Genomic DNA, 12465 nt, shown 5'->3' with positions numbered 1-12465 from the left:
AAGCCTAATAAAAGAGGAGGGATTTATATGACATTTTCCGTGGCAGGACGTTGCTCATCGACGGGCGCACTAGGAGCGATTGTAACTTCTAGTAGTCCGGCTGTAGGCGCGAGATGTCCTTGGATCAAGTCGAATGTAGGAGTAATTCTTACACAAAATGTAACAGATCCGAGATTAGCTGACATAGGAATTTCCACTTTAGAAAAAGGGTACGTTTCACAAGCGGCGTTACGGACGATGGTTTCGGCTTCAGATTACCCGGAGTATCGGCAACTAGCGGTTGTAGACGCTACAGGTGGGTCTGGTGTATTTACCGGAGAGAAAGCACTTGGGATTCACGGAGAATTTAACGAAAGTAATGTTGCCTGTGTAGGTAATCTTCTTAGCGATCCTACGATTCCAAGAGCAATGGGTGGGCGATTTATTAAAGAGGAGGGTCTTCCACTGGCGGAACGTTTAATTTCAGCACTTGAGTTTGGTTTTGAAATGGGAGGAGAGTTAGATGATGAACATTCTATCGCACTCCTAGTCTATCATCCTGATGTACCTTTTGCTTATGTAGATCTTCGTGTAGATTATAGCGATAATCCTCTTAATGAGTTGAAACAACTTTGGCAAATTTATAGTCCTCAGGCTGAGAATTATAAAATTCGAGCAATTGAGCCCGAGCATGCCTCTTCCTACGGTGTTAAAGGGGACGAATAGAAAAGTAGGATCATCGTTTCAACATAGATAGGAAATGGAAGCTTGGTTAACGAGAAAGGAGGCGCTTAAAGGGCATGCAGATTAATATTGATCGATTACTGATAGATATAGAAAAATATTCAAAGTACGGGAAAAATGAAAGTGGCGGTGTGACGAGACCAAGTTTTTCGCAAACTGATCATGCAGTACGTGCATTGTTTATCGAAGAATTAGAGGACATGGGTTTAAAAGTGTATACAGATGGAGCCGCTAATATTTGGGGGAGGCGAACAGGAACAGGGAAAAAGCAAGGTAGTATTGTAATTGGCTCTCATTTAGATTCTGTTCCGAATGGTGGGAAATATGATGGTCCATTAGGTGTTCTAATGGCAAAAGAAATCGTCAAAACACTAATCGAAAATAACGTTACTCTCGATCATGATATTGAGATTGTCTCATTTACGGCTGAAGAGTCTAATGATTTCAATTTGTCAACGTTCGGCAGCCGAGCCTTTGTTGGTCGATTGAATCCGGAGATGTTGAAAGAGGTTGTTGATTCACAAGGTACACAGCTTAGTGAAGAACTAGAGAAAGTCGGGGGAGGACTTGATAAATTTCCTATGATAGAAGAAATGAGGAAGGACAAGAAAGCCTTCATTGAACTTCATATCGAGCAAGGCAAGCGATTGGAAAGTAAGAATATTCCTATCGCGATCATCGATAGAGTGGTGGGTACTTATCGCACCAAGGTAAAGGTGATCGGTCAACCCAACCATTCCGGTACTACCATGATGGACCATAGAAGGGATGCATTAACAGCGGCAGCAGAAATGATCCTTGAGGTTGAACGCCAATGTAAAGGAGATCGAAGCGATGTAGTTGGGACAGTTGGAAAACTGGATGTATTGCCGAATGCTGCGAATATTATCCCGGGTCAGATTGAGTTTATCTTTGAAGTAAGAGGCGAAACAGAGGAGCAAATTTCAAGTGTTGTAAACTCTATTCAGGAAGTTTGGAAAGATATCACGAACAAAAGGAAAGTTAAATTCCAACAAGAGGTATTTCTTGATCAAAAACCAGTTGTTTTAGATAAGGATTTGGTTGATGTTTTCCAAAAAACAGCTGCTGAAATGGATGAGCCCTATATGACACTATCTAGTATGGCGGTTCATGATGCCGCTCATATGACAAAGGTCACAAAGTCATGCATGGTATTTGTGAAAAGCATTGATGGTAAAAGTCATTGTCCTGAAGAATATAGTCCCCCCAATGATATTGAAAAAGCTGGAAACCTTATATTGCAAGGAATTGTTAAAATGGATCAAAAATTAAAGACAAGGGTATTACAAGCTATTGAACTACCCTTCACTTAGCAAAAGCTTGAAGTGGGGAATTCCTGCGAACACCACGTAACCTCCAGTTATTTAGCAGGCTCTGCCCATAGTCCCTACGGTGAAAATGTTAGAATCTTGTACGCCACATTTCCTATCTTAGCTTGGTTTTCGTAAATAGATGCCTGTTTTTAATAAAGAAGGTGAAATGAACTTGATAAAGGATAAATTACGAATCGAAAAAGATTTCTTAGGAGAAAAAGAAGTACCGTCTGACGCCTATTATGGTATTCAAACATTACGTGCTGTCGAGAACTTTCCTATTACAGGATATCGTATCCATGAAGACTTAATTCAAGCATTAGCTATGGTGAAAAAAGCAGCTGCTTTAGCCAATATGGATACGAAACGCTTGTACAATGGAATTGGTAATGCTATCTGTCAAGCAGCGGACGAAATGATTGAAGGTAGATGGAATGATCAGTTCATTGTTGATCCAATCCAAGGTGGAGCAGGGACGTCGATGAATATGAATGCAAATGAAGTAATTGCTAATCGTGCTCTTGAATTACTTGGCTATGAAAAGGGCTCTTATAATCATTTAAGTCCAAATAATCATGTGAATATGTCACAATCCACCAACGATGTATTCCCAACGGCCATCCATATTTCAGCATTGAAGTTAATGGCAAAGTTACTTGAGACGATGAATGATATGCACAAGGTATTCAAAACAAAAGCGGGGCAGTTTGAACACGTTATCAAAATGGGGCGTACCCATCTCCAAGATGCCGTACCGATTCGACTGGGACAAGAATTTGAAGCGTACAGCAGGGTCCTTGAACGGGATATAAAACGTATACAGCAATCGCGCAAGCATTTATATGAAGTCAATATGGGTGCAACTGCCGTGGGGACAGGATTAAACGCAGACCCACATTATATTAAGGGAGTAGTAAAATACCTAGCAGAACTTAGTGGATTACCATTGGTAAATGCAGAACACCTTGTCGATGCGACGCAGAACACGGACGCGTATGTCGAAGTTTCAGCTGTATTAAAAGTTTGTATGATCAATATGTCGAAAATTGCCAATGACCTGCGATTAATGGCGTCAGGTCCACGTACCGGGTTAGCCGAGATTACTCTCCCTGCTCGTCAGCCAGGTTCATCTATCATGCCTGGAAAAGTAAATCCTGTCATGGCAGAGCTTATCAATCAAATTGCATTCCAGGTAATTGGAAACGACCATACAATCTGTCTTGCTTCTGAAACGGGCCAATTTGAATTGAATGTAATGGAGCCCGTATTAGTCTTTAACCTGCTTCAATCCATCAGTATGATGAATAACGGATTCCGCTCCTTTACTGAGTATTGTTTGGCAGGTATTGAAGCAAATGAAGCGCTCCTAAAAGAATATGTAGAAAGGAGCGTAGGAATTATCACAGCAGTAAATCCTCACCTCGGCTACGATATTGTTGCCCGAATTGCAAGAGAAGCATATATAAGTGGAAAATCTGTTCGTAAATTATGCATAAAGTATGATGTTTTAAGAGAAGAAGAATTAGATCTTATTTTAAATCCATATGTGATGACCCAGCCGGGGATAGCTGGCGCTACTCTTTTAGATAGAGAGTAATTTTAAGTTTCTAAATATTCAAAAATATAATTGACATCCTAAAGGATTATTTGTATATTTCATTTAAGGAATACTTAAGGATATTTACCGATAGAAATTAGAACAGTGGGAAAGTGTATAAAGAAGGTTCATCGGAGAGGAGGATGACTAATAAGATTCACGAAATATAAGAGGTGTTTTATACTGATAGACAATTTAAATTGAAAGCGTTTTCAATGGATTGATAAGATTTTTAAAAAGGGAGGATTTAAACATTGGCTAAACAGTTAATAAGATCTATAGGGCTATGGGGAGCAGTTGCAACGGCTGTCGGTATTGTAGTAAGTTCAAGTGCTATGGTGTCTTTGGGGCAAGGATTTGGTATTGGTGGTAAAGGGTTTGTTATTGCTATGGTTTTTGCACTATTTCTAAATTTTTGTGTTGCGTTTTCTTTTGCCGAACTGTCAGGAATGGTTCCTCGGGCTGGGGGGTTAAATCACTATACACTTCCTGCAATGGGACCATTTGTCGGGATGGTGGCGGTTATCACTGGCTATGTGCTCGTTACTATTTTTGCGGGTAGCGCAGAAGCCGCCATATCGGGAATTGTATTCAATGAAGTATTTTCTGTCGGGGTTAACCCCATTGTCATAGCCATAATTGTCGTGACTCTTCTTGGTTTTTTAAACTTGTTTGGGATACAAATATTTAGCTGGACGCAAATGGTATTAACTACCCTTTTGATTGCCTCTACAGTGGTTCTTGGAATTATCGGACTATCAGGGGTCGGTGGAGGAGAAGCAGTATCAAATCCAATAGAATTTAACCCTATGGGCTGGGGTGTACTAAGTTTGACGGCGCTTGCTTTTTGGCTTTTTGTCGGAGTCGAATTTGTAACCCCTTTGGCAGAAGAAATTAAAAAGCCAAAAGTCTACATTCCGTTATCAATGATTTTAGGTTTGGTTATCATTTTTATTGCAGATATGGTTTTTGGGTATGCTTCTATCAAGCATGCACCATTAGATCGTTTAGCGGGATCAGCCTCACCTCATGTAGATGCAGCAAAAGCGATTTTAGGTGAAAAAGGGCTGATTTGGATGGGGATCGTTACCATCCTTGCAACTTCAAGTACTTTAAATACCTTAATCAGTTCAATAGCACGGATGCTTTATGCAATGGCTCTGGAAGGACAAATGCCCAAGGTGTTTGGCAAACTTAACCGTTGGGGAACTCCTTGGGCAGCAATCCTATTCTTGTGTGTTCTCTTCGTTGCTTTCTTACTAATGGGGATTACAAACAGCTCCTCCTTAACAACCTTTATTTTAGCTGGTTGTATATGCTGGATGATTGCTTATATTGTAGCTCACTTAAATGTTATTATTTTACGAATAAAATACCCAAATGCGAAAAGGGGGTTCAAATCGCCTTTTGGATATACATTTCAAATAATAGGTATTTTAGGAATGCTTTACATCATGTTCAACATCTATCCGGATCCGATAATTAAAGCTGAAATATACAAATTCACCTTTATATTTTTAGGATTAACAATCGTTTATTCTGTATGTTGGGTAAAGTTTATTATGAAAAAGAAATTATTTGAAACTACTCCGATAGAAGATCTTCTTGATCAAACAGACAATGAATCCCCTCAAACAAAGGAAAAAATAAGCAGTTAAACTATTTACCTTTCAATCGTTATTTTCAAGAATAAGCAAGTTTAGCTTTAATTATATGAAAATCTAGAAAGGGAGCTTATGATGCCTTCAATACGAGCAGATATTGTACTTTCAAGTAACTCAGTATTCACTGGAATAGAGGAAGAGCCAAAAAAAGCAACGATTGCCATTAAAGGGAATAGAATTGTTGCAATTGGCTCAGAAAAAGAGATCGAACAATTTATTGGTATTGAAACAAAAAGATATGATTTTGAGGATGAACTCATTATGGCAGGTTTTAATGATTTTCACATTCATCTATCAATGGGGAGTCTGTTTCAACATTATGCCGATTTAAGCTATGCTACCTCGGAACACGAAGCAGTAGAAATTCTCAAAAATTTTGTTGAGGAAAATGATAAAAGTCAATGGATTTTAGGGTTTAGTTGGTATCATGTGTTTTGGCTAAGTTCAGAGTTGCCGCATCGTTCTTCGTTGGATAGAGTATTCCCAGATCAACCTGTTTGCTTACTAAATTCGGATTTACATGCGGCTTGGTTAAACAGTAAGGCGCTTGAAGTATTAGGAATAAATCGCGATACGCAAGATCCGCCTTTTGGAAAAATAATAAAGGATGAAAATGGAGAACCAACTGGAGTACTAGATGAAACAGCAGTCGGATTAGCAAAAACCGCTTTTAATATTCCCTTGGAAAAACGTACAAATATTTTCCAAGGTTTCTTAGAAAAAGCAGCCAAATATGGAGTAACCTCTGTCAGTGATATATTATATCTTCCGGGATACGATATGGGATATTTGGATACTTACGAAAAATTTGAGAATGATGGGAAGTTATCTGTAAGGATAGACATCATTTCTGCATTAAATGGCAAATTGGATAATGTTAAAAAACTACGTGAGAAATATAACTCTGGGAAGATAAGATTCTCTGGTTTGAAACAATTTTTAGATGGAATTCCTGCAACATACACAGCTTATTTTGTTGATCCGTACTATGATGATCCTACAACAAATGGAGATACTTTAATACCTCCAGAGGTTGTAAAAAGGTGGGTGACAGAAGCAGATAAAGAAGGATTTAGGATTAGGCTCCATGCTTGTGGGGACGGAGCTATACGTTTGGGGTTAGATTGTTATGAAGCGGCACAGTACTCAAATGGAACAAGAAATTCAAGACATACAATTGAGCATGTCGAAACGGTTACTCCAAATGATTTGGATAGGTTTTCTAAGCTTGGAGTTCTTCCCTCAATGCAACCGGAACATATTGCCTTATTTAAAACATTTGCAGAAAACACGTATCCTTCCCGATTAGGACCAGAAAGAGCCCCCTATTGGCCGATTAAAACACTGATGAATCGCGGTGCAACCATAGCGTTTGGAAGTGATTTTCCAGTGGTGAGTTTAAATCCAATGTACGGTTTGTACCGAGCGGTTACTAGAGTTCATAGTGATGGTGAACCTGAGGGTGGATGGTTTCCAGAAGAAAAAATTTCTCTCGCAGAAGCTTTACGTGCGTACACACTTGGCGGTGCTTACGGGAATTTTAGGGAGGATGAATTAGGAACGCTTGAGGTTGGCAAGCTAGCAGATATCGTTGTACTTAATAACAATTTATTTAAGATAAATGCTGAAGAGATTTTAAATACAAAAGTAAAATTAACCATTGTTGATGGAGAGGTTGTTCATGAACAAAATGTCTCTGGAAAAAGAATACCGGTCTGAATGCTCAGCTGATTTATAAAAAGAGGTCCACATCTTTACATGGATTAGCTTTTGTACATGCACTAAGTAGTAGGTTTTGTACGACATAAGGTGTACTGAAATTTTGCAATTTTCAGCAATCATATATGAAAAGGGGAGAACCTATGAAGGTTGAAAAACATTTTATAGAACATATTCCAGAGAATGAAAGACATGGCAATGCTCGTAGCTTGTTTACAATTTGGTTCGGTGCTAATATGCAAATTCTTACGGTTGTGACTGGTGCTCTTGCCGTTGTGTTCGGTCTAAATCTATTTTGGAGTGTTGCAGCCATTCTTTTAGGAAACCTGGTCGGTGCAATTTTCATGGCTTCCCATTCCGCACAAGGGCCTGTGCTAGGTATACCTCAGATGATTCAGAGCCGCGCACAATTTGGTACAATTGGTGCGATCATTCCTATTATTATCGTCATTTTTATGTATGTCGGCTTCTTTGCCAGTAATGCAGTCTTAGGTGCTCAAGCTGCAGTTGGTGCATTTTCCCTTCCAATGAACTGGGGAATTCTCTTAATAAGCATTGGATCATTCGTCATTGCCCTTATTGGATATGATTTGATTCACAGTTTAGAAAAGTATTTGTCAATCTTGTTTGCCGTTGTGTACCTATTTGTATCCGTCATTGCATTTAGGCTCCCTCTGCCTGTCGATAGTTGGTCCCCGAGTCCAGTTGACCTCCCTGTCTTTTTATTAAGTGTAAGCATTTTTGCGGCATGGCAATTGGTGTATGCACCATATGTTGCAGATTATTCTCGGTATCTCCCAAAAGAAACTTCATCTACTAAAACCTTTTTTTACACGTATGCTGGAACTGTACTCAGCACTGTGTGGATGATGATATTAGGTTGTGTATTAGCAGTTGGAATACCTAATTTTTTGGATAATGCGAGTCTCAATATCGCACAATTAGTTAGTGCTCAATATTCCATTCTTATATATGTCATAATTATTCTAGGTATATTAGCAACAAATGTCTTTAACCTTTATGGTGCGTTTATGTCTATTACTACGATATTGGATACTTTTATCCATATAAAGGGATCATTCAAAAACCGATTCTTACTGCTGTTTGCTAGTTTAACCATTGGAACAATTTTAGCAATTTGGGGGAATGGTGAATTTTTACACAACTTTACGATCTTTATTCTATTTCTCTCGTACCTGATGTTCCCATGGACTACGATTAATTTAATAGATTATTATCTTCTTCGCCATGGAAAATATGATATAAAGGCACTCTTTGATTTAAATGGAGAATACGGAAAATATAATTGGATCGCTATTTTTGCCTACACTGTTTCTGTCCTTGTCGAAATTCCATTTATTAATTCTGAATTATACATTGGCCCGATTGCCCAAGCTTTAAATGGGGTGGATATAGCCTGGGTCGTGGGATTGACAGTTCCGTTGTTGCTTTATTACTATCCGATGAAAAAGTCTATGTACTTAAAGATTATTAAAGCAGAAAGTAACTCTGAACACTCACTTACCTGAAATATGTAATGGTCTTAGGCGAGTAATGAAAAGACGAATGACTTTTTATTAACAGAAACAAAAAAACAAGTATTATATTATTGACAAAAGTCAAAATATTTTGTACCTTATATATAAGGAATATTTCTTTAAGTGTTCCTTATATATAATACATTAGTTTAAAAAGCAGAAACAGTTCGTCTTGTTACAATTTATTAAATTAGGAGGTATGTGATCATGGTTTTCTCTCAAACATTATCAAAGATTGAACGTTTAATTGAAGCAGACAAATCGCATTACTTGCATCCAACAACTGTACCTAAAGAATTCATCGAAAACGGTCCAAAAATTATTTTTCATGGAGGAAAAGGGATCCGTGTAACAGACATTAAGGGTGATACGTATATTGATGGCGCTTCCATGCTTTGGAACGTCAACTTAGGACACGGAAACAAGGAACTTGCACAGGCTGCTTATGACCAAATGTCTACCCTTGCTTACAGCTCCTCATTTTATGGATACTCCAATGAAAAAGCTGTGCGCTTAGCAGAAAAAGTAGTTTCCGTCGCGCCTGGAGATTTAAGTGCAGTTTTCTTTACATCTGGGGGCTCAGAATCAAATGATACAGCATTTAAATTGGCACGTTTCTATTGGAAGTTAAAGGATCGTCCAACAAAGAAAAAAATTGTTTCGATTAGCCGTAGCTACCATGGTGCAACGGTTTCAGCCGGAACAGCTACAGGTATCGATGCTTTCCATAGCTTTGCAGGCTCAAGGGATGCAGACATGGTAAGAGCAAAGTCCCATTTAACAAATTGTGAGTTGGGCGATAAGAATGATCCGAACTATGAAGGATGTATTCGTGACGTTATCGAGAAAGAGGGAGCAGAAACTATCGCTGCCGTCATCCTTGAACCAATCCAAGGTGCAGGAGGAATTCATGTCTCACCAGACGGTTATTTAAAAGCCGTAAAAGCTCTCTGTGAAGAAAATGATATCCTAATGATTTCTGATGAAGTCATTTGCGGATTTGGACGTACTGGAAAAATGTTCGGTGTAGATAACTGGGATATTGTACCAGATATCATGTGTGTAGCAAAAGGAATTACAAGTGGTTATGCTCAACTGGGCGGAGTTCTAATTAATAAAGAAATCAGAGATGCAATCGTTCAATATGATCAGATTTTAGGTCATGGATTTACATATAGCGGACATCCTACCGCTTGTGCCGTTGGATTAAAGACGATTGAAATTCTCGAACGCGACAAAATTCTAAATAACGTTAACAACATGGAAAAAGAGTTGAAAAAAGGCTTTGACTATTTAACAGATAAACACCGTTATTTCACAAAAACCAGAGCAGTGGGCTTGCTCGCCGGATTTGAACTTCAGCAAGACCGTGATGCAGATTTACCATTCGCTGAGTCAGTCAAACCAGCTTCGTTTGTTGTAGATCAGTGCTTCAAGAGCAAATTAATTTTAAGAGCAGCTGATTTTGAAAAAGGTAAAGATATTGTTGCCATTGCTCCACCGCTTATCATCAATAAAGAAGAAATTCAAGAAATGATCAATATTATTGATGATGCAGTTACTGCATTTGAAAAAACAGTAAAGTAAGTACATGAATATCAGCATGTCAGAGAACTTTTTGGATTTTAGCTAGATCTCTGACATGTTATTTTTAGACTTGGAGGGATTTTATTGGCGAGCCAATTGCTTGAATTAAACAGTAAGGTTAGTGAGTTTTTAAAGGGAACCAAAAAACTGTATATAAATGGAGAATTTGTAGAATCCTTTTCATCTAAAACGTTAGATACTTACAATCCAGCTACAGGCGATGTATTAGCCAGCGTCTATGAAGCAGAAGAAATAGATATTAATCTGGCAGTAAAGGCGGCAAAAAAAGCTTTTGAAGATGGACCATGGTCAAAAATGAGCGCTGCAGAAAGAGCAAGATTAATTTATAAACTAGCTGATCTCATAGAAGAACATCAAGAAGCGCTGGCTCAGTTAGATTCTTTAGACAATGGGAAGCCCATAAATGAAGCACGAGCCGTTGATTTACCTGGTACAATCGAACAGTTTCGTTATTTTGCAGGCTGGGCAACGAAGAATATGGGACAAACCATTCCTGTTTCAGGGCCTTTCTTAAATTATACACGTCATGAACCAGTTGGAGTAGTTGGACAAATAATCCCTTGGAACTTCCCAATCAATATGGTTTCATGGAAAGTTGCTCCCGCGTTAGCTGCCGGCTGTACTGTTGTTTTAAAGCCAGCTGAACAGACTCCGTTATCCGCTTTATATTTTGCAGAACTTGTTGAAAAAGCAGGTTTTCCACCTGGTGTCGTTAACATTGTTCCTGGATATGGAGCAACGGCTGGTAATGCTATAGTGGAACATCCAGATGTAGATAAAATTTCGTTCACCGGTTCCACGGCTATCGGGAAACAAATAATGAAAAAAGCCGCTGACACAATGAAACGTTTGACACTTGAACTCGGCGGAAAGTCTCCTAATATTGTCCTCCCAGATGCGGACCTATCAAAAGCGATTCCTGGCGTGTTTAACGGCATCATGTTTAATCAAGGGGAAGTTTGCAGTGCCGGTTCAAGAGTTTACGTTCATAAAGACCAATTTAATGATGTGGTTAATGGAATGGTTTCTCTTGCTCGAAACCTTAAGCTTGGAAATGGATTGGATGAACAGACCGGAATGGGTCCGCTTGTGTCTAAAAGACAGCAAGATCGCGTGTTTGAATATATTAATATTGGTAAAAAAGAAGGAGCAAAGGTAGTAACTGGTGGTGGAAAATTGGATACAGGTTTCTTTATTGAGCCAACCATATTTGTCGATGTCAAAGAGCATATGACGATTGCAAAAGAAGAAATCTTCGGTCCAGTGGTTGTAGTTATGCCTTACAATACGGTAGAAGAAGTAATTGAACGGTCGAATAACTCGCCATATGGATTAGGTGCAGGTATCTGGACAGAGAATGTGAAAACGGCACACAAAGTTGCTAATCAATTAAAATCAGGAAGTGTATGGATTAATTGTTATGATGCACTCGACCCAGCTTCTCCATTTGGGGGATATAAACAGTCGGGATTTGGCAGAGATTTAAGTGCCTATGCTTTAGAAAGTTATACTGAAGTGAAAAGTGTATGGGTAAATCTAGACTAAGTAGGTGCAGATGTTACGATCATCGACTTAAGTGCCGACCGTTTACGTCAATTAGACGATATTTTCAGCAACCAAATCAAAACGTTAATGTCAAATCCATTCAACATTGCAGAAGCAGTTGAAGAAGCAGATCTTTTAGTCGGTGCGGTATTAATTCCTGGTGCAAAAGCTCCTAAACTTGTAACAGAAGAAATGGTCAAAACAATGAAACCAGGTTCTGTCATCATTGACGTGGCGATAGATCAAGGCGGAATAGTCGAGACGATCAATCATATTACCACACATGACAGTCCAACATATGAAAAATACGGTGTCGTTCATTACGCAGTCGCCAACATGCCTGGGGCGGTTCCAAGAACTTCTACCATTGCACTAACAAATGTAACTATTCCTTATGGATTACAAATAGCAAACAAAGGTGTTTTCAAGGCGATCTCCGAAAATGAAGCCTTAAAACTTGGAGTAAACACAGCAAATGGTGAAATTACATATGAAACCGTGGCTAAAGACCTTGGTAACGAGTATGTGGCTGTGGAGAAGGCTTTGGAGAAAGAATTAGTTTCTATATAAGGGAAAAATTCATGTTCAGGTTTTTGGTAGAATAAAAGACTCGTAATAAATTATTGTAGACCCCTTCCTAAAGAATACTGTAGAGGCTGATAACGATTAGAAGTACAAATAACCGGGATGCGTTGGTTTAACGCTTTCGGTTATTTATTCTGCAAAAGGAGATTAGA

The 12465-nt window shown here is 38.8% G+C and carries 8 protein-coding genes and 1 pseudogene; all 9 read left to right on the top strand.

The window, feature by feature from the left end:
- The first annotated feature begins 27 nt into the window (after positions 1-27).
- The gene (locus NON16_RS18790; protein WP_257350966.1) at positions 28-705 is read left to right on the top strand and encodes a DUF1028 domain-containing protein; all 678 of its coding nucleotides are present in this window, start codon (positions 28-30) and stop codon (positions 703-705) included.
- 74 nt (positions 706-779) lie between these two features.
- On the top strand, positions 780-2057 hold the full coding sequence (locus tag NON16_RS18785) for a Zn-dependent hydrolase (RefSeq protein ID WP_257350965.1): 1278 nt from the start codon (positions 780-782) through the stop codon (positions 2055-2057).
- Positions 2058-2229: 172 nt separating this feature from the next.
- Entirely contained in the window at positions 2230-3654 is a 1425-nt protein-coding gene (aspA, locus tag NON16_RS18780) for an aspartate ammonia-lyase (protein WP_372508848.1), read from the top strand.
- Positions 3655-3908: 254 nt separating this feature from the next.
- Entirely contained in the window at positions 3909-5312 is a 1404-nt protein-coding gene (locus NON16_RS18775) for an APC family permease (protein WP_257350963.1), read from the top strand.
- Positions 5313-5393: 81 nt separating this feature from the next.
- On the top strand, positions 5394-7037 hold the full coding sequence (locus NON16_RS18770) for an amidohydrolase (protein ID WP_257350962.1): 1644 nt from the start codon (positions 5394-5396) through the stop codon (positions 7035-7037).
- A gap of 143 nt (positions 7038-7180) precedes the next feature.
- Positions 7181-8566 carry a purine-cytosine permease family protein gene (locus NON16_RS18765; RefSeq protein ID WP_257350961.1) on the top strand — a complete coding sequence of 462 codons (1386 nt, stop codon included), beginning with the start codon at positions 7181-7183 and terminating at the stop codon, positions 8564-8566.
- Between the two features lie 216 nt (positions 8567-8782).
- Positions 8783-10162, top strand: coding sequence for an aminotransferase family protein (locus NON16_RS18760; RefSeq protein WP_257350960.1), 1380 nt, complete (start codon positions 8783-8785; stop codon positions 10160-10162).
- Positions 10163-10246: 84 nt separating this feature from the next.
- The gene (locus NON16_RS18755) at positions 10247-11728 is read left to right on the top strand and encodes an aldehyde dehydrogenase family protein (RefSeq protein ID WP_257350959.1); all 1482 of its coding nucleotides are present in this window, start codon (positions 10247-10249) and stop codon (positions 11726-11728) included.
- Positions 11729-12298, top strand: a pseudogene (locus NON16_RS18750) (alanine dehydrogenase); the annotation flags it as partial.
- Between the last annotated feature and the right edge of the window lie 167 nt (positions 12299-12465).

This window comes from Pseudalkalibacillus decolorationis, from assembly GCF_024609785.1.
GTDB lineage: Bacteria > Bacillota > Bacilli > Bacillales > Fictibacillaceae > Pseudalkalibacillus > Pseudalkalibacillus decolorationis.
The sequence above is the reverse complement of the archived record's forward strand: the minus strand, read 5'-3'. Positions and strand labels throughout refer to the sequence as shown.